16 protein-coding genes and 2 pseudogenes are annotated in these 21,125 nt (G+C 65.8%); 15 read left to right on the top strand and 3 right to left on the bottom strand.

The features are described 5' to 3' along the window. Positions 1–57 precede the first annotated feature (57 nt). The 6 genes and pseudogenes from dnaE to CV023_RS04640 form a co-directional block, all read left to right on the top strand. Positions 58–3,570: a DNA polymerase III subunit alpha gene (dnaE, locus tag CV023_RS04665; RefSeq protein WP_230744263.1), complete on the top strand. Its 3,513-nt coding sequence runs from the start codon at positions 58–60 to the stop codon at positions 3,568–3,570. Positions 3,571–3,777: 207 nt separating this feature from the next. After that, positions 3,778–4,158: a hypothetical protein gene (locus tag CV023_RS04660; RefSeq protein WP_230744262.1), complete on the top strand. Its 381-nt coding sequence runs from the start codon at positions 3,778–3,780 to the stop codon at positions 4,156–4,158. After that, positions 4,155–4,592: a MarR family winged helix-turn-helix transcriptional regulator gene (locus CV023_RS04655; protein WP_230744261.1), complete on the top strand. Its 438-nt coding sequence runs from the start codon at positions 4,155–4,157 to the stop codon at positions 4,590–4,592. The genes CV023_RS04660 and CV023_RS04655 overlap by 4 nt, the downstream gene beginning before the upstream one ends. After that, a pseudogene (locus CV023_RS04650) lies at positions 4,589–4,711 on the top strand (IS481 family transposase); the annotation flags it as partial. The gene CV023_RS04655 and the pseudogene CV023_RS04650, both read left to right, overlap by 4 nt. A 45-nt stretch (positions 4,712–4,756) precedes the next feature. Then, positions 4,757–5,642, top strand: a protein-coding gene (locus tag CV023_RS04645; RefSeq protein ID WP_230744260.1) for an IS5 family transposase whose coding sequence is annotated in 2 segments (ribosomal slippage) — positions 4,757–5,107 and positions 5,109–5,642 — 885 coding nt in all. Because the reading frame shifts where the segments join, the coding sequence is not laid out codon by codon here. A gap of 10 nt (positions 5,643–5,652) precedes the next feature. Beyond that, positions 5,653–6,537: pseudogene (locus CV023_RS04640) on the top strand (IS481 family transposase); the annotation flags it as partial. 97 nt (positions 6,538–6,634) lie between these two features. On the opposite strand, the gene CV023_RS04635 reads toward CV023_RS04640, so the two are convergent. Then, positions 6,635–7,009, bottom strand: a complete 375-nt coding sequence (locus CV023_RS04635) for an ArsR/SmtB family transcription factor (RefSeq protein WP_092107781.1) — start codon at positions 7,007–7,009, stop codon at positions 6,635–6,637. 134 nt (positions 7,010–7,143) lie between these two features. On the opposite strand from CV023_RS04635, the gene CV023_RS04630 reads away from it, so the two are divergent. Next, positions 7,144–8,898, top strand: a complete 1,755-nt coding sequence (locus CV023_RS04630) for an MFS transporter (RefSeq protein ID WP_230744259.1) — start codon at positions 7,144–7,146, stop codon at positions 8,896–8,898. A gap of 141 nt (positions 8,899–9,039) precedes the next feature. Here CV023_RS04630 and CV023_RS04625 read toward each other — a convergent pair whose 3' ends face one another. Continuing rightward, entirely contained in the window at positions 9,040–10,401 is a 1,362-nt protein-coding gene (locus CV023_RS04625) for a hypothetical protein (RefSeq protein ID WP_230744258.1), read from the bottom strand. Positions 10,402–11,213: 812 nt separating this feature from the next. On the opposite strand from CV023_RS04625, the gene CV023_RS04620 reads away from it, so the two are divergent. Continuing rightward, positions 11,214–12,746 carry an Abi family protein gene (locus CV023_RS04620; RefSeq protein ID WP_139908197.1) on the top strand — a complete coding sequence of 511 codons (1,533 nt, stop codon included), beginning with the start codon at positions 11,214–11,216 and terminating at the stop codon, positions 12,744–12,746. Positions 12,747–13,064: 318 nt separating this feature from the next. Then, the gene (locus tag CV023_RS04610; RefSeq protein ID WP_139908196.1) at positions 13,065–14,039 is read left to right on the top strand and encodes a hypothetical protein; all 975 of its coding nucleotides are present in this window, start codon (positions 13,065–13,067) and stop codon (positions 14,037–14,039) included. Between the two features lie 227 nt (positions 14,040–14,266). Here CV023_RS04610 and CV023_RS04605 read toward each other — a convergent pair whose 3' ends face one another. Further along, positions 14,267–14,611, bottom strand: coding sequence for an ArsR/SmtB family transcription factor (locus CV023_RS04605; protein WP_092013154.1), 345 nt, complete (start codon positions 14,609–14,611; stop codon positions 14,267–14,269). A gap of 74 nt (positions 14,612–14,685) precedes the next feature. Here CV023_RS04605 and CV023_RS04600 point away from each other — a divergent pair, with 74 nt between their 5' ends. The 6 genes from CV023_RS04600 (at position 14,686) to CV023_RS04575 (ending at position 20,987) form a co-directional block, all read left to right on the top strand. Next, the gene (locus CV023_RS04600) at positions 14,686–16,014 is read left to right on the top strand and encodes an FAD-dependent oxidoreductase (protein ID WP_230744257.1); all 1,329 of its coding nucleotides are present in this window, start codon (positions 14,686–14,688) and stop codon (positions 16,012–16,014) included. Further along, positions 16,011–17,075 carry a flavin-containing monooxygenase gene (locus tag CV023_RS04595; RefSeq protein WP_230744256.1) on the top strand — a complete coding sequence of 355 codons (1,065 nt, stop codon included), beginning with the start codon at positions 16,011–16,013 and terminating at the stop codon, positions 17,073–17,075. Before CV023_RS04600 ends, CV023_RS04595 begins: the two co-directional genes overlap by 4 nt. 70 nt (positions 17,076–17,145) lie before the next feature. Beyond that, on the top strand, positions 17,146–18,327 hold the full coding sequence (locus CV023_RS04590; RefSeq protein WP_230744255.1) for an MFS transporter: 1,182 nt from the start codon (positions 17,146–17,148) through the stop codon (positions 18,325–18,327). 88 nt (positions 18,328–18,415) lie between these two features. Continuing rightward, positions 18,416–18,769 (top strand): Cd(II)/Pb(II)-sensing metalloregulatory transcriptional regulator CmtR, encoded by a 354-nt coding sequence (gene cmtR / locus CV023_RS04585; protein ID WP_039209032.1) that lies wholly within the window; start codon positions 18,416–18,418, stop codon positions 18,767–18,769. Then, positions 18,766–20,682, top strand: coding sequence for a heavy metal translocating P-type ATPase (locus CV023_RS04580; protein ID WP_197678128.1), 1,917 nt, complete (start codon positions 18,766–18,768; stop codon positions 20,680–20,682). Before cmtR ends, CV023_RS04580 begins: the two co-directional genes overlap by 4 nt. After that, positions 20,679–20,987 (top strand): hypothetical protein, encoded by a 309-nt coding sequence (locus CV023_RS04575; RefSeq protein WP_039209028.1) that lies wholly within the window; start codon positions 20,679–20,681, stop codon positions 20,985–20,987. Before CV023_RS04580 ends, CV023_RS04575 begins: the two co-directional genes overlap by 4 nt. Positions 20,988–21,125 lie beyond the last annotated feature (138 nt).

The raw sequence follows: 21,125 nt of genomic DNA, 5'->3' as shown, positions 1-21,125 counted from the left end.
GTCTGTATGCACTGTTGAACTGGACCGGTCAACCACGCGTTGTTCGGAAGGACGCAGATGCCAACAGAAGAGTTTGTCCATCTCCACGTGCACAGCGAGTACTCCATGCTCGATGGGGCCGCCCACATCGGTCCGCTCGTGGACGAAGCCGCCCGTCAGGGCATGCCCGCGGTCGCCGTGACAGACCACGGGAACGTCTTCGGGGCGTTCGAGTTCTGGCGGACCGCGAAGGACGCTGGTATCAAGCCGATCATCGGGACCGAGGCGTATCTGACCCCAGGCACTCACCGCTCGGAGCGTACCCGTGTCCGCTGGGGTGACGGATCTCGAGACGACGTGTCGGGGGCCGGGGCGTACACGCACTTGACGATGCTCGCGGAGACGACCGGGGGCATGCACAACCTCTTCCGGCTCTCATCGTTGGCCTCGATGGAGGGGCAGTACTTCAAGCCGAGGATGGACCGCGAGCTCCTGAGCACTTACGGACGGGGCCTCATCGCGACGACCGGCTGCCCCTCCAGCGAGGTCCAGACGCGTCTTCGTCTCGGACAGTACGACGAGGCCCGGCAGGCGGCGGCGGACTTCCGCGACATCTTCGGGGCGGAGAACTACTTCTGCGAACTCATGGATCACGGCCTGGGAATCGAGAAGCGTGTGATGGGCGACCTCATCAGAATCGCGAAAGACCTCGGCCTGCCGCTCGTGGCCACGAACGACCTGCACTACGTCGCTGCAGACGACGCGAAGAGCCACGCCGCTCTGCTGTGTGTGCAGTCCGGGTCAACCATGGACGACCCGAAACGCTTCAAGTTCGACGCCGACGAGTTCTATCTGAAATCAGCCGCGCAGATGCGGCACTTGTTCCGCGACTTCCCGGAGGCCTGCGACAACACATTGCTGATCGCCGAACGGTGCAACGTCGAGTTCGATACCTCGGCGAACTACATGCCGCGGTTCCCCGTGCCCGACGGGGAGACCGAGGAGACCTGGCTGGTCAAGGAGATCGAGCGCGGACTGAACATGCGCTACCCGGGTGGCATCAGCCAGGAGGTACGTGAGCGCGCGGAGTACGAGACCGCGATCATCCTCCAGATGGGCTTCGCCGGTTACTTCCTCGTTGTCGCCGACTTCATCCAGTGGGCCAAGAGCCAGGGCATCCGCGTCGGACCTGGACGCGGCTCCGGAGCCGGGTCGATGGTCGCCTACGCGCTGACGATTACCGGACTCGACCCGCTCGTCCACGATCTGATCTTCGAGCGGTTCCTGAACCCCGATCGCGTGTCGATGCCTGACTTTGACGTGGACTTCGACGATCGCCGCCGGGGCGAGGTCATCCAGTACGTCACCGATAAGTACGGTGACGACCGGGTCGCACAGATCGTCACCTACGGCACGATCAAGGCCAAGCAAGCACTGAAGGATTCTGCTCGCGTCCTCGGACACCCCTTCAGCATGGGGGAGAAGGTCACCAAGGCCATGCCTCCGACCGTCTCCGGCAAGGACATCCCCCTCAGCGGCATCTTCGACTCCGAGCATCCGCGCTACGCCGAAGCTCAGGACGTCCGGGCTCTCATCGAATCCGACCCCGAGGTTCGGACCGTCTACGACACCGCGACAGGGTTGGAGAACCTCAAGCGGCAGTGGGGAGTGCACGCGGCCGGGGTGATCATGTCCAGCGAGCCCCTCATGGACGTGATCCCACTGATGAAGCGGGACCAAGATGGGCAGATCATCACCCAGTTCGACTATCCGACGTGTGAGGGCCTCGGCCTGATCAAGATGGACTTCCTCGGTCTGCGGAACCTCACCATCATCAGCGACGCGCTCGACAACATCCGCACCAACCGTGGCGAGGAGATCGACCTCGAGGAGCTGCCGCTCAATGACGCCGGCGTCTTCGAGCTCATGCGCCGCGGCGACACGCTCGGGGTCATCCAGTTCGACGGCGACGCCATGCGGTCTCTACTGCGGCTCGCGCGACCTGATCACTTCGAGGACATCACCGCTGTGGGTGCCCTGTACCGGCCAGGCCCGATGGGGGCCAACTCGCACATCAACTACGCGCTGCGCAAAACCGGGCAGCAGGAGATCGTCCCCATCCACCCCGAGCTCGCCGAGCCGCTGGATGAGGTCCTGGGCAAGACGTACGGGCTGATCGTCTACCAAGAGCAGGTCATGACCATCGCTCAGGTCCTTGCGGGCTTCACGCTCGGTCAGGCCGACCTGCTGCGCCGTGCGATGGGCAAAAAGAAAAAGGCCGAGCTCGACAAGCAATTCGAGGGGTTCTCATCCGGGATGCGTACGAACGGCTACAGCGAGGAGGCGATCACGACCCTGTGGAACATCCTCCTGCCGTTCTCCGACTACGCCTTCAACAAGGCCCACTCCGCCGCCTACGGCCTCCTCAGTTACTGGACGGCCTACCTCAAGGCGCACTACCCAGCTGAGTACATGGCCGCACTGCTGACCAGTGTGGGAGAGAATCGCGACAAAATGGCGCTCTACCTCGGGGAGACCCGCAGGATGGGTATCCGCGTCCTCCCACCGGACGTCAACGAGTCGATCCGGTACTTCGCCGCCGTCGGCGAAGACATCCGCTTCGGTCTCGAGGCGATCCGCAATGTGGGCGGCAACGTGGTCGAACAGATCGTGCGCACCCGGAAAGAGCGTCCATTCGAAGAGTTTCACGACTTCCTCCGGAGAGTTCCGCAGGAGGCGACCAACAAGCGGGCGGTCGAATCGCTGATCAAGGCAGGGGCGTTCGACCAGTACGGCCATTCTCGGCGTGCACTCGTCAGCATCCACAAAGAAGCTGTCGACGCTACGACGTCCGTCAAACGGGAAGAGGCACGCGGGCAGTACGACCTGTTCGCCGGGATCGATGGCGAGGGATTCGATGATGTGTCGGCCGAGATCCCAACACTCCCTGAGTGGGGAAGGCTCGAGAAGCTCGGTCACGAGCGCGACATGCTCGGACTCTATGTCTCCGACCATCCGCTTACCGGGCTTGAGCAGCAGCTCTCGAAGCGGTCGACCCATGCAATCGAGCAGCTACTGGGAGAGAAGCCGCCCAAGGACGGTCAGCGCATCACCGTGGCGGGTCTGATCACTCAAGTCCAGCAACGTGTTGCCAAGTCCTCTGGAAATCCTTACGCGATCGTTCGCGTTGAAGACCTGAGCGCTGATGTCACCGTCATGGTGATGGGCAAGACGCACCAGCTCTATTCATCGGCCCTCGAACAAGACGTAGTCGTCGCTGTGACCGGACGAGTGAGCGTCCGTGACGAGGGACTCAACCTCCATGCCGACGGCATCGAAGTCCTGGATGCCATGATCGACCGGCACGACCGGCCATTCACCATCCTTATTGCAGAAGACGCCACCACGGAACCACGGGTCACCGAACTCGGCGACATTCTGTCAAGGCATCCAGGAGAGACGGCGACCCATCTGAAGATGCGCAAGCCGCAGAGCATCGTCCACTTCGATCTCCCCAACCACCCGGTGTCTGTGACGAATGACCTCTATGCGGAAGTCAAGGCACTGCTGGGCGCGAACTCGATCGAGTAGCTGCCGGCCATAGGGAAATCAGCTTCCCTAGGATATCGGTCATGGGGCTCATGCTCAGGTGAGTCGAAACTTGGTGCTGCGCCTTTCACTGTGATGTCACGGCCGTGCGCCGCTGCCCCCGACGCGCCTGCTAGTTGTTGCGGGGCAGGAGGTTGATGTCGCGGCCACTCGAGCGTCGATGCATGCGAATCGCATATACTTCTGGTCATGGAACCCAACCTTGAAGAAGCGATCAACGAGTGGCATGCGAGCGTCAATGCCCGCGACCTGCAGCGATCTGAGCGTGCGGTAGGCGATCCGGTCGTCGTGCTCGGCCCGAAGGGCGCGGGCCCGATCACGCCTGCGCAGTTTGCCGAGTGGGTGGAGCGCTCGGGGATCAAGCTGGTCCCGCTGTCCTGGCACCCTGTAAGCGAGCGACTGATGGTGGTCGGGGAGGACGCGACCTGGCCCAAGAGCACGGAATCCACGCGAGTAGCGACCGTCTTCCGCGCTGCCGCCGGGAAGGTCACGGCTGCTTTCAGGCTGCCAGACCTCAAGGCCGCTCTCGAGCTGGCCTACATCTGCCGCGAGATGGCGGCAACCGAGTGACAGACCTCGGCCCGGGACAGGTCCTGTTCCATTTCGTCAGGCACTGGTCACGCCGCTCTGCCGCAGCAGACACTGGCGGTGAGCAGGGGCGGCTCGTGCTCGTGTGCGAGGCTGTCCATGCTCTGAGGCTGCGCGCCAGCCCGGCAACGGTGAACGCGATCGCGCAGGAGATCGGGCTCGACCAGAGCGGCGCGTCACGGTTGATCAAGAGCGCCACCGCAGCCGGGTATCTCGTCATGGCAGCGTCCGCGACCGATGGCCGACGACGCGAAGCATCACTCACCTCTGCGGGCCGGTCGATCCTGGACCAAGCGCATCGTTGGCAGGAGGAAGTGTTCGTTGAGCTGACCACAGGCTGGAGCGACAAGAAGCGCCGCGACTTCCAACAGGCGATGACCGACCTGATGGACCGCTCATACGAGATGGACGCATGAGCCACGCCAACGCCCCGCTCAGCCTCGAGGGACGCCGCCGACTGGTCGAGCGATGTAAGACGCGTCCCATCGCCCATGTGGCCGCCGAGATGGGGATCTCGCGTGCCTGCGCATCTAGGGCGTGTCTCATAACCGTCGGGTGATTCTCGTCGGAGACTTGAGGCATGTCTCGTACTCAGACGTTCTCCGATGAAGCCTGGGCTCGTATCGAGCCGTTGATGCCGAAGGCGTCGCCGAAGGGTGGGCGGCCGTTCGCCGATCACCGTCTGATCGTCGAGGGCATCGTCTGGCGGTTCCGGACGGGCTCACCGTGGCGGGATGTGCCTGCTGAGTTCGGAGCCTGGACGACCTTGTGGCGTCGTCACAGCGACCTCAGCAAAGATGGCACGTGGGACAAGATCCATGCGGAGGTGCTCGCCGACGCGGACGCCGCTGGTGAGCTGGTGTGGGACGTGAGTGTTGACTCGACGGTCAACCGCGCCCATCAGCATGCGACGAACCTGCCTCGCGACACAGGGGGCTGAATCGAATTACAAGGATCTGCGCGCGGAGCCTGCTGATCACGCGATCGGCCGGTCACGCGGCGGATTGTCGACGAAGATCCATCACCTCGTCGATGGGAAAGGCGGCCCGCTGGTCGTGCTCGTCGGGCCCGGCCAGGCCGGCGACGCGCCGATGTTCTCCATCCTGATGGAGCACCTGCGCGTCGCCCGCCACGGACCGGGCAGGCCGCGCACCAGGCCCGAGCGCGTCCGCGGCGACAAGGCATACTCCTCCCGCGCGATCCGGCAGCACCTGCGCGATCGTGACATCGTCTCGGTCATCCCGGAGCCTGCCGATCAGCAGAGACACCGCAAGCGACGCGGGGCGAAAGGCGGTCGCCCCGTGACCTATGACCGCGAGGACTACAGGGCGCGCAACGTCGTCGAGCGCGGCTTCAACGATGACAAGCAGTGGCGTGGCCTCAACACCCGCTACGACAAACTCGCCGTCAACTACCGCGGCGGCGCGGTCGTACGGGCCATCACCATCTGGCTCAAACGGTTATGAGACACGCCCTAAGTGGGTCAACCGATGGCGACGTCCCGGAGATGCCGGGCTGCGCGACCGCTCATCGAGCCCCCACCGGAGCCCGAACGCCACACCAGCCTGGGTCATCGAGCGGATCGAAACCTGGCGGCGTGAGCACAAGCGGTCAGCCCAACGCATCACTGACGAGCTCGACGAGCTCGAGGTCACGATCAACCGCCGAACCGTCAGCCGGCATCTGACCAGGCTCGGCCTCGCTCAACGACGGTTCATCGACCCAGGAGGGGATAACAACCGCAAGCCAGGAAAGATCTCGGCCCACTGGCTCGGCCACATGGTGCACCTCGATGTGAAGAAGGTCGGCAGGATCCCCGACGGTGGCGGCTGGTAGATCCATGGCCGCGACAGTGACCAGGCCAAGGCCGCAGGTCGCGCCAAATCAGCGGGCGCAAAGCGCGGCTACATCTACTTGCACTCCGCCGTCGACGGCTTCTCCAGGCTCTCCTGCACCGAACCGCTGAGCGACGAGAAGGGAGCCACCGCGGCGGCGTTCCTGGCCCGAGCGAAGGTCTGGTTCGCCGCACACGGCATCTTCCACATCCACCGCGTCCTCACAGACAATGGCGCGTGCTATCGCTCCGGCGACTTCGCCCGGATCGTCGGCAACCAGTCCCGGCACCAGAGGACCAAGCCATACACCCCTCGCCGCAACGGAAAGGTGGAGCGCTACCAGCGCATCCTGGCCGAGGAGCTGCTCTACGCCCGGGGCTTCGCCAGCGAGGACGCCCGCACGGCAGCGATCGCCGTCTGCAACATCCACTACAACTATCACCGGTCCCATTCAGGCGCGAGCGGCCAGCCGCCGGCGTCGCGCTTGCAGAAAGGCGTCACCAACGTCCGGCCCTCATACAGCTAACGTGAATGACATGGCCCGCAAGGCATGCGCGCGTACTGTTCGATCCGATGATCGCACTGGATATGTCTATCTCCGGCTCAGCGACCCGTCCGGCAGGTCAGCCCGCGTCTGCGCGCCAGTCGAGCACTAAGTCGACGAGCCCGGGGAAGCGGGTGTTCAGGTCCTCGAGGCGGACGCGACTGCGTCGCTCGAGGCCGTACTGGCGCTGGGTGATGACGCCGGCCTCGCGCAGTGCCTTGAAGTGATGCGTGAGTGTGGACTTGGGCCGGTCGAAGCCGAACCACCCGCAGGTCTGGTCGAAGTCCTCGGATGACAGCAGGAGCTTCTGGATGATCGTCAGCCTGAGGGGCTCGGCTAGCACACCCATGATGCGCTCGAGACGGATCTCATCCACCGCAGGCTCCGGCAGTCGCTCGGGGAGCTCGTCAGGCGGCCCCGTCTCATTGGCGTAGGTCGGCGCAAGTGTGTGCATGCCCGCAGTCTACCCGCTGTTGGAGATTCTTCGTACTGATGATAAGTTCGACTCGACTCGTACTGATACGAGTAGTTTCGAACTAGGCGGTGGAGATCAAGCGAGAAGTCGAACAACGGAATCTCAGATGGTCCGTGGCAGCAGCACTGACGGTCGTATCGGTGTTCGTGCTGTCCAACGCCTCGACGCCGCTGTACGTCGAGTGGCAGCGGGAGTGGGGCTTCTCGTCCGGGACGCTCACGATCATCTTTGCCTGCTACATGGTCGGGCTGGTGGGCACGCTCATCGTCGCCGGCGGGCTTGCCGACCGATACGGGCGGCGCGTGGTCCTCGTGCCGGCCATGGTGGCCGCGATTGCATCCGGGGCGCTGTTCATGCTCGCCCTGGACGTCGCGTGGCTGCTGCTGGCCCGGCTGCTGGCCGGCGTCGCCGTCGGAGGAGCGGTGACGGCGGGGATGGCCGCAGTAGTCGACGTCGCGCCGTCTGCGCGCAAGAGGGCAGGCAGTCTCATCGCGTCCGCCTCCATGGTGCTCGGCGCAGGCCTCGGCCCGATGCTCTCGGAGATCACCGCGAAGACCACCCCCACACCGCAGCTGTGGACGTTCGCCGTCGTCACGGCGCTGGGCCTCGCGGCCCTGGCAGTCAGTATGCGGTTGCCGCTGGCACGGGCGGTGCAGGTCGGAAGCACGGGCGAACGACTCCTTCGTTGGCCGATGCCTCCACGGGATCGTCGGCGTGAACTCCTGTGGGGCGCAGCTACCTTCGGCCCGGGCATCACAGCGACCTCCTTCGTGCTCTCGCTGGGGCCCTCGGTACTGGCTGGACCGATCGGCGTTCCGGACCCCCTGATTGCGGGGGCTGTCGCCTGCGCAATGTTCCTTCTTGCGACCGGGATCCAGTTCGCCGCGGGCAGCCTCTCCACTCGAGAGCATCTCGCACTCAGTTCCATCACCGCCGTGGTCTCGATGGGGATGCTGGGGCTCGCTGTCACCGTGACGCCATGGTGGCCGGTCTTCCTCGCCGCCGCTCTGTTCGCGGGCACCGCCCAAGGGCTGGGTCAGCTTGCCGGCCTCACGCTTATTGCCACACGGATCGTTCCCGAACGACGCGCCGAGTCCAACGCCGCGCTCAACATCTCCGGCTACGTCCCGGCTGGAGTCTTGCCGGTGGCCACCGGCTATCTCGCTGACGCCATCGGGCTCGGCAATGCCGTGATCGCGTTTGCAACGCTCCTCGGTGTCGTCGCAGTGATCGCCCTGGTCATCGTGCGCGTCAGCACGCGGGACGAATCAACAGAACGCCCACCAGCGAAAGTAGCCGACGAGACCATGCAGCCAACCACACTGGTGATCGCCGCCCACCCCGACCTGGAGAAATCACGCGTCAACGCCGCCTGGCTCCGAGCACTCGACACCGAAGAGCAGATCACCGTCCGCGCGCTGGCAGACGTCCGCGGAACCGACGGCTTCGACGCCGCAGCTGAGCAGCGGGAACTCGCCAGGCACAATCGGATCGTCCTGCAGTTCCCCTTCCGCTGGTACAGCGCCCCGCCACTGCTATCCGAATGGCTCGAAGTCGCGCTGGAACGCGGCTGGGCCTACGGGCCCGGCGGACACGCACTGGAAGGCAAAGAGCTCACCATCGCGGTGTCGACCTGGTCACGCGCCCACGACTACGTGCCAGAGGGGCGTTACGGACGAACGATGAACGAGCTCACCTCCCCGTACGCCACCACCGCCGCACGAGTCGGCATGATCTATTGCTCCGGATTCTTCGTCCACGGCGTCGGTGACCTCAGCGACACCGCGCTCGAAGACATCGCTCGCGAATACGCGTCATGGGCTGCAGGAGGGATATTCGCGTCGAGCTCGCCCGGAACGCAAGCGTAATTGGATGATGTGCAGTGGCGGTCGATGAGGGTGTCTCTTAGACATCTTCATAACGAGACGAGATCCCTGCAACGTTGCGGGAGTTTTGGTCTCATGGGTCGCCCTCGCAGCTACGACCGCCAGCGGCATCTGGCGGCGTGCTCACTCCTCGTCAGAGAACACTGACTTGAACAGGTCGGCGGCGTCGATGAGCTCCTTGGTCGGCACCGTGATCTCGCCGGTGGCCACCGTGTCGTTGCCGTCCTCGGTGAGGACCCAGGAGACCTCCACCAAGCCGGCTCCGGGATCCCTCGCGACGATCACGTAGTCGTCTTGGTCGGTGGTCCACGGATCGTTCGGACGCAACGATTCCGGGGTGAGCACGATCTCCGCGTCCTCGCCTCGGTTGCTCCAGCTCACGGGGTAGTCCCTTGGGAGGGGACGGAGCGTCGAGTAGTCGAAGCCTGGCCCGAGCGGATTCTGTCTCCGCAGCACTGGCTCGGCCGCTTTCTCGAAGTCTGCGTCGTCGGCATCGAGGTGGTCGAACAGTTCGCACCCGTGGAAGGTCAAGGTCAGGCGCGGCTTCGCGATGAAACGGTCGCGGCTGAGCACGCGGATCCCCGCTCCTAGCAGTCCCGCGCCCAGGAAGTGCTCCCGGCTGCCTGCGATGTGTTCGGCCTTTTTACTCCGCCAAGCGGCCAGGGCCTTCTCGCGGTCTTCCCTCGACAGCGGTCTCGGGGTTCCGAATGCGCTCGACGCCAACTGGAGCGACGCCGGGGAGAAGGAGCTCCTCTCGTGCTGCTCCGGTTCCTTGCTGAATTGCTCTTCTCGGTAGTTCAGCAGCTGCTCCAGGACTTCCTCGACGCGGTCGACGCGATGGACGCAGCCGACCAGTTCCACCTCGAGCACGATCGGCGGCTTTCCGCCGCCGCGGGCGCGCTCGACGAGCGCGAGGACCTCTCCGGACCGTGCGGGACGGGTGTTGCTGGTGCCCCGCACGTAGATCGCTCCGTCCTCGAGGCTGTCGCGGCGGTCGTCGCCCTGATAGCTCTTGTGGCAGGGGAAGATCGACTGGCCGTCCTCGGGCGGCTGGGCGATGACGAATAGCACTTCGTTGTCGCGGCCGACTCCGATCCTCCCGAACTCGAAGGCGGGGAACTGCGGTCCGAGGTAGGGGCGGAGGCGGTCCTCGAGCTCGTGGGCCTCGGTGCCGCGAGGCACTCCGGGGGCATCGTCCTTCTGCGCACCGATCACGAGTACCGCGTAACCGCGGAAATGCCGGGCCGCCTCGTGCGGACGACGATTGGCCGCTCCCAGGAGGAACTTCACGATCTTGGCCGTGGACGTCTTGCTTCCCATGTCGAGCGGGCCCTTGACCTCGAGACAGGTTGTCTCGGCCTCGTCACCGACGGCCATCACATGATCGAGAATGCCCTGGAGAGCCCGCTCGCCGAGCGGGATGACGCTGGTGTCGAGAATGGACGCCCTGACTGAGGAGTCGGCTGGGGGCGAGAGGTCGGGCATGGAGCGATTCTCTCATTCACGCCGGCGGCCCAAGCATGCAATGGGTCCGAGGGGGCCGCCTTAAGCGTGCTCGGCACAGGTCGCCCACGCGCCCAGATCTCACTGCCGATCGTCTTGCCAAGCTCGCCGAAGCAGTCCTGGATCCCGTTCCGGTGGATGAAGAAGCATGGATCATCGGATCAAACCGAATGGAGCGGTGAGTCTGACACATGAACCGCTATCGCAGCATGTTGACCCGCCAAGATCAGCACCGAGACATGCTGCGGTAGCGGTAGGTGAACAAGTGGAAACAATCGGCGTCTGACCTGGGGTTTCAGTTTGCCGAACCTGTCTCTGAAGTGCCCAAGGGCCCGAACTGCCACTAACGAAAGCAATACAGTACGTGCTTCGCCAACTTGCCGGTAGTTGAGCTGAACCGCTCAGATAGAAGGCGATCTGACAGCTGACATGCCCGCTTATGTGTAGCTCTAGCGTCTCACACATGCGCCCCGTCAGGCTCTGGCCTGACGGGGCCATGTGTGTGGCTATGGTTCAGTCGAGGTGGCGACGCCAGAACGGGTCGTCTGCCCAGTCGCCGATGTCTCTAGCGCGCAGTTGCATGGCCAGTCTTCAGAGCGAATCCAGAGCCCGGCCAACGCATTGACTTAGTGAGGCTGGCTATTCATGAAGGCCTCGTCCTGCTCCGTCGGCCCGTTTGGTCCGTGTGAACCGATGCCGTAAGCTAGTACCAACACGACAGGTCCGCTTCTCTAGATGAGACGCGGGCCTGTTCTCTTTCTGCCCCGCGCCGGGGACACGAGGACGATAAGCAGATGAGCACGCCGGACAGCACCTACGCCAAGCCATTCCTGACGATCCCCGAGCAGATCCAGCGGCTGCGCACGCGGGGCATGGACTGCGGAACAGAGACCTTCGCTGCCGGCGTCCTCGAACGCTACGGGTACTACCGGCTGTCGGGGTACTGGCACCTCTACCGAGCTCGACCCGAGCCTCCTGCAGACCGTTTCGACAAGGACGGCCGCGAGATCCGCCTGGACTCGTTCATGCCCGAGACGAGCCTGGCCCACGTGGTCGCCCTGTACGAGTTCGACCACGAGCTGCGGACCCGTCTAAGTGACTTCATCAGCATGGTCGAAACGTCGTTCCGGTTCCACATCGGTCACCGGCTCGGCAGGGCGGACCGATTCGCCCATCGGCGGCCGGACGACCTTGGCGCGCTCCGGTCGGCGGACCCGAGTGAGTCTCCCGAGCCGACCACTGCCTACCGCGAATGGCTCGAGGAGTACGACCGCCACGAGAAGCGCGCACGCGGAGACTTCGTCGTGCACTTCCGCGAGACATACGGTCCACATCTGCCGATCTGGGTCGCCACGGAGGTGATGTCGTTCGGCGTCCTGAGCGGCCTTTACGACCTGATGCCCCAGGGCGATCAGGAGATCCTCGCCGCGCGCTTCCAAATCTGCACCGCCGACGGTAGCGGCGACCGCGGTGCACTGAGCAATTGGCTTAACAACATCCGCAACGTCCGGAACATCTGTGCGCATTACGGCCGCTTGTGGAACCGTACGTTCGACGTGGTCATCGACGCACCGGGACAGACACGCGCGGACCCGAGCCACCTTCTGGCTTCGCTCGCGGACAAGGGCGTGGATAACAAGCTCTATGGCGTGCTGCTCATCTTGCGTCACCTCATGTTGAGCATCGCGCCGGAGCGGTCGGATGTCGTCGACTTCGCGGACTTCATTGAAGCCAGGTCGCAGGAGATTGGATTCTCAATGTTGCAGCTCGGGTTTCCCGACGATTGGCGGAGCAGCCCTGTATGGGACCGGGGCTTCGCACTCGACACTTCGCCCATGCTGGCGGCGAGTCTGCTTGACCGTGCTGAGTGTCGGACGGCCGCCGAGACGCGAGCGTCGTTGACTGGCGCAGAGGTCATCGACGCCGAGTACGATCGGACGCCAGAGCAGGCCGCGCGAGCGATGAAGGCGGCTCAACGCAGCCTGTTGCGGGCCTATCGGAAATACCAAGTCGTAATCGAGGTCGAACTCGGGAAGACCAGGCACTATCCCGCTTTCCAGTTCCGTGACGGCAAAATCATCGACGCCCTCGCGGAAATTAACAGAATGTTCGTCACCACATACGCAGACACAGACCCAACACTGCTCGCGTCTGCGCTGTTGGACTGGTGGCAGACATCGCACTCTGGATTACCGAAGGGTCCGGACGGCTCGGATCGATCGCCGGCCGACCTGCTGCACTCAGTATCCGAGCGGGACTTCACAGCGGCAGTCGAGGAGGCCGGTGCGATGAGCAGCTTCGTCGCGCCGAGCAGGATGAGCTCGTAGCCCGTTGCATCGCGGGCGACTTCCGCGTCTTGCTCGGGGGTGCCACCCGGGAGGCCAAGTGCATCTATCAGCCGGCCATTGTCGTCAACGATCGGAACGTCTCCGCCTATGAGGAGGAGTTCTCCTTTGGTGTAATCGAAATGTGCGATGAGCTCGCAGGTCTGGAGTCGTGCGTTCAGGGCGGCCACGATTGGCTTCGGTCAATCAGCCTTTCTGAGATTCGTTCTAGAGCTCGTGCACCGACGACCACAGACCATCCCGTCGACCCGGACCAGATTGTTGGTCCTTCTCTGCAAGACGTTCCTGGAGAATGGAGCCATGGAACGACCCCTTGACTTCTGGCGCGATCGGCGCATGCTGTGCGGCGGCTGCGGCCATTGTTTCGTCGTCGACCTGGACTGGATCGACCGCTGGGAGCAGGCGAAGGAGACATGTCCCGGCTGCGGCCTGACATGCGAGCACGAGGACGCACCCAGAGTGACGGTCGATGCTGGCGACCCTGCCCTGAACGACGACCTGGTAGCACAGTTTTTCTGGTATCACACGAGCACGCAGCCGGACTGGCCGTCGAGGGACTTCGACCCCGCGGCGGACTTGACGCCCGGGATCCGAAGGATGATGGGCGGCGACGAGAGGGTCACAGCGTGGGCCGCGCGGCAGCGGGCGAAAGCGCTCCACGTCGGCACGTACGAGGCCGCGGTGCACAACATGCTCAGGCGAATGCGCGACCAGGCTGACCGAGGCAATCAGTTTTACCTCTACCGGGTCCATCTGAAACCATCTGTCACAGAACGGGAGGGTTGGATCGTCGATCCCAGCAACTGGCTTGGTGACGTCGTCCTCGCCGAGGTCTGCCCTCCAGGAATCGACGTCGCACGCTACCTCAACTACCACGAGGATCCAGGCGGGCTCTCACTGGCGCTGGGACGAGATGCGATCCAAGGCGTTCAGCAGATCGCGGTACCTCTGTCTGATGCCTGGGACACCGATTGGGTGAGCGACGCTGTCGCAGCCCTTGAAGGTGCATCAGACGAACTGATCCCGGCGACCGGGAAGCCGGGCAGATTCTTGCGGCCTTCGTCTCCTCGAGCCGGCCGCGCTGGCGAGTTCGGTGCGGAGCTGGCTGACCTATTGCCGGTCAATCTCCACGACCAGTTCGCCTCGGCTGCCGCGTTTGCTGAGGGTGACGACCCAGCGCGGTGGGCCCGCCGGACAAGCAGCCTGTTCGACCTGGTCAAGAATCCTGGCGAGGTGCTGGCGGAGCTCGATAAGGCTCAGCACCGACCGGTCTGAGCTTGACGACGTGGGCAGAGAAAATCCCCCAAGTGCGCATCGTGGAGAGGCGTGAGGGATGTAGTGCTTTCAAGTTAGCACTGGCTCGTCTTGGTCGACGTGTCCGCTGCGTCGCAGGTTTCCGCAGGCTGTCGCAGCAGGAAGAATCGGTCTTGGTGACGCCAGTGCTGCTGAGCGAGGGTCGTCCGGCAATCAGGCACTCCGTCGACAGACGCGCACGCCTTCCATCAGGCGATGAGCGCCTTGGCTGCGGACGCCAGGGTGTCGATGGTCGGCCGGTAGTACGCCCAGCGGCCGCGCTGCTCGCGCTCGACCAGGCCGGCCTCGACGAGCAGCTTCATGTGGTGGGAGACCGTCGGCTGCGACAGGCCTACCGGTTCTGTGAGGTCGCAGACGCACATCTCGCCCGCGCTGCTTCCGGCGATGATGGACATGAGCTTGACCCGGGTGGGATCGCCGAGAGCCTTGAACACCCTGGCGAGGTCCTGGGCGACCGCGTCGTCGATCGTCTCGCCGAGGACGCAGCAGGGCGCGACGTCGGATGCGGACTCGATGGCTGGGGGAGTGGTCATGGGTCCATTCTGCCTCATGCATTGACATCTGTCGATATGTGGGGCAAGCTCGACCCATCGAAGAACATCAATACATGGAGGTTGAAGTGAATCCCGTCGTCGTTATCGGGGCCGGTCCGCAGGGCCTGGCCGCTGCTGCTCATCTGCTCGAGCGAGGCCTGGAGCCCGTGGTCCTGGAGTCGGGCGACGGTCCGGCATCTGCGGTATCCGAGTGGGGCCACGTCCGCCTGTTCTCGCCGTGGTCCGAGCTCATCGACCCAGCGTCGCGCCGGCTGCTCGAGCCGACCGGTTGGAGCGCGCCCGAGACCGGCTACCCGACCGGCGCTCAGTGGGTCGAGGAATACCTGGCCCCGCTGGCCGAGACGCTGAGCGACCGTGTTCGCTACAGCTCCCGCGTCATAGGCGTGGGCCGCAAGGGCCGCGACCTCTCGGTCGACGCCGGCCGCGCGGAGCAGCCGTTCGTCGTCCACGTCCGCCGCGCCGACGACACTGAAGAACGGCTTGAGGCCAAGGCTGTGGTCGACGCCTCGGGCACCTGGCGGGCACCGAGCCCGGCGGGCGCGGAGGGACTGCCCGCCCTCGGCGAACAGGCCGCCGTCGAAGCCGGCCTACTTGATCACCGCACGCCGAGCCGCGAGGAGGCCGCCGAACTGGCAGGCAAGCACATCGTCGTGGTCGGCAGCGGCCACTCGGCCGCGACCGCGATCGGCGACCTCGCGACAGTGGTCCGCCGCGAGCCGGGCACCCGGGTGACCTGGGCGCTGCGCCGCGGTACCGTCGGCAACGCCTTCGGCGGCGGTTCCGCCGACGAACTGCCCGAGCGCGGTGCCCTGGGCCAGCGAGCGAAGAAGGTAGTCGAGGATGGCTTCATCGACCTCGTCACCGGATTCCGTACCGAGCGGGTCCTCGTCGAAGACGGTCGGGCGGTGCTCGTCGCCGAGGACGGACGCCGACTCGAACCCGCGGACCGAGTGGTCGTCGCGACGGGCTTTCGTCCCGACCTGTCGTTCCTCTCCGAAGTCCGACTCGACCTCGACGTGCGCCTGCAGGCTCCGACGAAGGTCGCCACTGAGGTTGATCCGAATCTTCATTCCTGCGGCTCAGTGCACGCCACGGGGGCGACCGATCTCGCCCACCCGGAACCGGGCTTCTACATCGTCGGCGCGAAGTCCTACGGCCGCGCTCCAACGTTTCTAGCGATGACCGGATACGAGCAGGTCCGCAGTGTCGTCGCCGAGCTCGCCGGCGATCACGAGGCGGCTGACCGTGTCGAGCTGGAGCTGCCCGACACCGGCGTGTGCGGCGGATCGGGCCTGTTCGACGCCCCGGAGCAGGCGACGTCGGGCGGGTGCTGCACACCCGCGCCCCAGCTGGTCCAGATCGGCACGAGGACCGACGGATGAGCCGCGGTCGCCTGTTGATCGTGGGCGGCGGGCAGTCGGGCCTCGCCGCGGCCCGTGCTGGGCGTGACCGCGGCTGGGAGCCGGTGGTGCTCGAGGCCGGTGACGAGCCGGTTGGGTCGTGGCCGCGCTACTACGACAGCCTGCGGCTGTTCTCCCCGCGCCGGTACAGCGCCTTCCCGGGTCACCGGTTCCCCGGCGACCCCGACGGGTACCCGGGCCGCGGCGAGGTCGCCGACTACCTCCGCGGCTACGCAGAGTGGCTGGGCGTCGAGGTGCGGACCAATGCTCGCGTCACCGAGGTCGCCGCCGACGGCCCGGGCTTTGCCGTGGAGCTGGCCGATGGGAGCAGCCTGGTCGGGGATGCACTCATCGCTGCCTCGGGGTCGTTCGCCAACCCCTACGTGCCGATGATCCCCGGCCGGGAGAAATTTCAGGGCCGGGTCCTGCACGTGGCCGACTACCGGTCGCCGGAGGAGTTCGCCGGTCAGCGGGTCGTGGTCGTCGGTGCGGGCAACTCTGCCGTCCAGATCGCCCACGAACTGGCCGACCACGCGGAGACGTCGCTGGCGGTGCGGGACCGTGTCCGGTATGCGCCGCAGGTCATTGCCGGGCGCGACCTGCACTGGTGGTTGCGGTTCACCCGCGCTGACCTCCTGCCGCCGTCGGTCCTCGCCAGGATCATCACAGGCACACCGATCATCGACGACGGACAGTACAGGGCTGCGCTCGAGGCGGCACATCCAGACGAGCGGCCGATGTTCGCCAATTACGTCCCGGACGGTGTCGCGTGGCCCGACGGCTCGCGGGAGCGCGTCGACTCAATAGTCTTCGCGACAGGCTATCGGCCGCACATGCCGTACCTGCGATCTCTCGGCGTCCTCGATGAGGCCGGCGCGCCGAGGCACGATCGCGGCGTCTCGACCGTGCTGCCTGGCCTGGCGTTCCTGGGCCTGGAGTTCCAGCGCTCGTTCTCGTCGAACACCCTGCGCGGTGTCCACCGCGACGCGGGTTACGTCGTCGATGCCCTGGCCAGGCAGTCGAGGGGCGTCGTCGTTGGCTGAGGCTGTTGTGCGGCCCGGGCGGGGAAGGGTGCTGGCTGCGCTGTGCGTGACCGAGATCGTCTCGTGGGGCTTGCTCTACTATGCTTTCCCGGTCCTGGTTCCGCGGATCAGCTCGGACACTGGCTGGTCGTCGGTGGCCGTGACCTCGGCGTTCTCTGTGGCCCTGGCTGTGTCGGCGTTGGCCGGGGTGCCGGTCGGGCGCTTTATCGATCGGCACGGACCCCGTCTCGTCATGACGGCTGGCTCGGGTCTCGGCGTCGTGACGCTGGTGGTGATTGCCGCGTCGCCGAATCTGTTGGTGTTCGTCGTCGGTTGGGCGCTGGCCGGAGTCGCCATGGCCGGAGTGCTCTACCCGCCGGCCTTCGCCGCGATCACCGGCTGGTTCGTTGCGGGCCGACTCGGCGCGCTGACCACGCTGACGCTGGTGGCAGGACTGGCGAGCACGGTCTTCGCGCCGTTGACCGCAGCCGCGTATGACCAGCTGGGATGGCGAGGCACGTACTTCTGGGCGGCGGTCGTACTGGCGGTCCTCACGGTCCCGGTCCACTGGCTCGTGCTGCGACGCCCCTGGCCCCGCCCGGTGCATGTCGACGCGGAGGAGCCAGAGGCTGAGAAGGCATACGCTGCCGGCGTCGTGCGGGACTCACGGTTCCGGTTGCTTGCCGCCGGACTGACCTTGGTGGCCCTGGCGATGTACGCCGCGTTGCTGGCTCTGGTGCCGCTTATGCTCGAGCGCGGCCTGAGTCCTCAGGCCGCCGCCTGGGTGCTCGGCCTCGGCGGACTCGGGCAGGTCGCCGGTCGGCTCGTCTACACCGCTCTTGCCCGGCATGCCTCGCTGACCGTGCGCACCGTGACCGTGTTCGGCCTCGTCACCGTCAGCACCTCGGTGCTCGCTGTGGTCCCCGGGCCGGTTGGTCTGCTGGTCGCGGCGTCGATGACCGCCGGGGTCGGGCGCGGCATCGCGACGCTGCTCCAGGCGACCGCGGTCACTGATCGGTGGGGCGCACGCGGATACGGCCGCCTCTCCGGCGTCCTCGGCCTCCCGGTCCTGCTGGCCACCGCCTTGGCTCCCGGGGCCGGTGCGGTCCTTGCCGAGGTCACCGGCAGCTACGCAACCGGTTTCGCGGTCCTGGCCGCGGTGGCCGCCGTAGGGACCGTCCTCACGGTCGCCAGCACACACGGCAGGGCGACAACCGCCGGTCGGATGCGCCCGCTGGATATGCAGGTCGGCGAGTTCCGCCGTCAATCGTGAGGTCATCGAGGGGATCCCCGGGGTGGGATCAGCGTCGAGCCAACATAAGGATCGACAATAGTTCAGCGGCCACTGTATAGTTCAGTGCATGCTGACTATTGCTTCACGCCTCGACGTCATGAATCGACTCGGCCGGGCCATGGCGGACCCGACCCGCTCTCGGATCCTGATGACCCTGCTTGCCGGCCCGAGCTACCCGGCCGTGCTCTCGCGCGAGCTAGAGCTGACCCGTTCGAACGTCTCGAACCATCTGACCTGCCTGCGCGACTGCGGGATCGTCGTGGCCGAGCCCGAGGGGCGGCAGACGCGCTACGAGATCGCCGACCCGCACCTCGCGGCGGCGCTGACGGCCCTGATGGATGTGACCCTCGCGGTCGACGAGCACGCGCCGTGCGTGGACGCCGAGTGCACTGTGCCGGGCTGCTGCGAGTCGGGCGCGTGAGCGCGGCGTGCGGCTGCGACGAGCCGGAGACTCAAACCGGGGAGGAAGCCGAGGAGGAGCAGGGACGTCCCTGGTGGCGTGATGCCGGGATCATGGTCCCGGTCTTCTCTGGCGTCGCGTTCTTAACTGGCCTGGTGCTGGAATGGTCGGGGCTGGAGGTCCCGGCGTTGGTGCTGTTCTGGATCGGTCTGCTGTTGGGCGCGTCGACGTTCACCCCGGGCGCGATCCGGAAGCTGTTCAAGGGCAAGCTCAGCATCAGCCTCCTGATGACGATCAGCGCGATCGGCGCGGTCATCCTCGGCTACGTCGAGGAGGCCGCTGCGCTGGCGTTCTTGTACTCGATCGCCGAGGCACTGGAGGACAAGGCGATGGATCGCGCCCGCGGCGGGCTGCGGGCGCTGCTCAAGCTCGTCCCGGAGACCGCCACGATCCGCCAAGGCGGCGCATCGGTCGAGGTCGCGGCCAAGGATCTCGCTGTCCGTCAGTTCATGCTGGTGCGGCCGGGCGAGCGGATCGCGACCGACGGCATCGTCCGGACGGGACGATCCAGCCTGGACACCTCCGCGATCACCGGCGAGTCGATCCCGGTCGAGGTCGAGCCCGGCGACACGGTGTCGGCTGGGGCGATCAACACCGCCGGCGCGCTGGAAGTCGAGACGACCGCTGCGGGCACCGACAACTCGCTGACCACGATCGTCGACCTGGTGGAGAAGGCGCAGGCGGAGAAGGGTGACCGCGCCCGCCTCGCCGACCGCATCGCCCGACCACTCGTGCCCGGTGTGTTGATCCTCGCCGTCCTGGTGGCGGTCATCGGGTCGCTGTTCGGCGACCCGGAGCTGTGGATCACCCGCGCCCTCGTGGTGCTCGTGGCGGCCTCGCCGTGCGCACTGGCGATCTCGGTGCCGCTGACGGTGGTGGCCGCGATCGGGTCGGCGAGCAAGTTCGGCGTGATCATCAAGTCGGGTGCCGTGTTCGAGCGGTTCGGCGTGATCCGCCACGTCGCCGTGGACAAGACTGGCACCCTGACCCGCAACGAGCCCGCCGTCAACGCGGTGCTCACCGCCGACGGAGTGACCGAGGCGCAGGCGCTGGCGTGGGCGGCCGCACTGGAGCAGCACAGCACCCACCCGCTCGCTTCGGCAATCACCGCCGCCGCACCGGGTACGCCTGTGGCCGATGCCGTGACCGAGCAGGCAGGTCACGGCATCGAAGGCACCCTCGACGGCGCGCGAATCACGGTCGGCAGCCCGCGCTGGCTCGACGCCGGGAGTCTCGGCGATCGGGTCGCGGGTCTGGAGGAGCAAGGCATGACGGTCGTGATCGTGCACCGTGACGGCACCGCCGCGGCTGCGATCGGCGTCCGCGACGAGCTGCGCCCCGAGGTCCCCGAGGTGGTCCGCACCCTCGCCGGACAGGGCGTCGAGGTGACGATGCTCACCGGCGACAACGCCCGCACCGCCCGCGCCCTGGCCGCGCAGGCCTGGATCGATGACGTGCGCGCCGAGCTGCGCCCCCAGGACAAGGCCTCAGCGATCGCCGAGCTCGGCGAGAAGAACGGATCGGTCGCGATGATCGGCGACGGCATCAACGACGCCCCGGCCCTCGCGGCTGCGGACATCGGCATCGCGATGGGTGCCACCGGTTCCGATGCCGCGATCGAGTCAGCCGACGTCGCCTTCACCGGCCACGACCTGCGTCTGCTCCCGCGCGCGTTCGACCACGCCCGCCGGGGACGGCACATCATCAACCAGAACATCGTTCTGTCGCTGCTGATCATCACCGTCCTGCTTCCGCTTGCCTTGTTCGGTGTCTTGGGGCTTGCCGCTGTGGTGCTCGTGCATGAGATCGCAGAGGTCGTCGTGATCCTCAACGGCCTGCGTGCCGCCCGGGCCCGGAAGGAGCAGATCTCGTGAAGGTCGAACTGCTCCACATCGTCGACTGCCCGAACACGGCCAGCGCCGAAGCCAACGCGCGCGCAGCACTGGATGTTCTCGGACTCACGGCCGTGCCCATCCAATTGGTCACGATTCACACCGAGGTCGATGCAACGAACGCGCAGTTCGCAGGCTCGCCCACGATCCTCGTCGACGGTGTCGACCTGTTCCCAACGACACCGGTTCGTTCGCTGGCGTGCCGGGTTTATGCCACAGGGAAGGGGTTCGCTGGCGCACCTGGTCAGGAGCAGATCGAAGCGGCGCTGCGCGCGAGACTGGATTGACGGCCAGCGGTGAGTGCCATTAGTTGCTCAATTCGGTATTGAGCTCAACGGGGACATGCGGATAACCCGTAGCCGGATGGGCGCGCCGGCGCACCGGCTGATGATGGAGTGAATGTCGAGCGGGTGGGAGGCGATCGT

The sequence above is a fragment of the Brevibacterium sp. CCUG 69071 genome (genome assembly GCF_021023135.1).
Taxonomy (GTDB): Bacteria; Actinomycetota; Actinomycetes; order Actinomycetales; family Brevibacteriaceae; genus Brevibacterium.
The sequence above is the reverse complement of the archived record's forward strand: the minus strand, read 5'-3'. Positions and strand labels throughout refer to the sequence as shown.

Excerpts from the sequence above, each read along its gene's own strand:
- dnaE (WP_230744263.1), top strand. The coding sequence starts at position 58 with ATGCCAACAGAAGAGTTTGTCCATCTCCACGTGCACAGCGAGTACTCC.
- CV023_RS04660 (WP_230744262.1), top strand. The coding sequence starts at position 3,778 with ATGGAACCCAACCTTGAAGAAGCGATCAACGAGTGGCATGCGAGCGTC.
- CV023_RS04635 (WP_092107781.1), bottom strand. The coding sequence starts at position 7,009 with ATGCACACACTTGCGCCGACCTACGCCAATGAGACGGGGCCGCCTGAC.
- CV023_RS04625 (WP_230744258.1), bottom strand. The coding sequence starts at position 10,401 with ATGCCCGACCTCTCGCCCCCAGCCGACTCCTCAGTCAGGGCGTCCATT.
- CV023_RS04620 (WP_139908197.1), top strand. The coding sequence starts at position 11,214 with ATGAGCACGCCGGACAGCACCTACGCCAAGCCATTCCTGACGATCCCC.
- CV023_RS04610 (WP_139908196.1), top strand. The coding sequence starts at position 13,065 with ATGGAACGACCCCTTGACTTCTGGCGCGATCGGCGCATGCTGTGCGGC.
- CV023_RS04605 (WP_092013154.1), bottom strand. The coding sequence starts at position 14,611 with ATGACCACTCCCCCAGCCATCGAGTCCGCATCCGACGTCGCGCCCTGC.
- CV023_RS04600 (WP_230744257.1), top strand. The coding sequence starts at position 14,686 with ATGGAGGTTGAAGTGAATCCCGTCGTCGTTATCGGGGCCGGTCCGCAG.
- CV023_RS04595 (WP_230744256.1), top strand. The coding sequence starts at position 16,011 with ATGAGCCGCGGTCGCCTGTTGATCGTGGGCGGCGGGCAGTCGGGCCTC.
- cmtR (WP_039209032.1), top strand. The coding sequence starts at position 18,416 with ATGCTGACTATTGCTTCACGCCTCGACGTCATGAATCGACTCGGCCGG.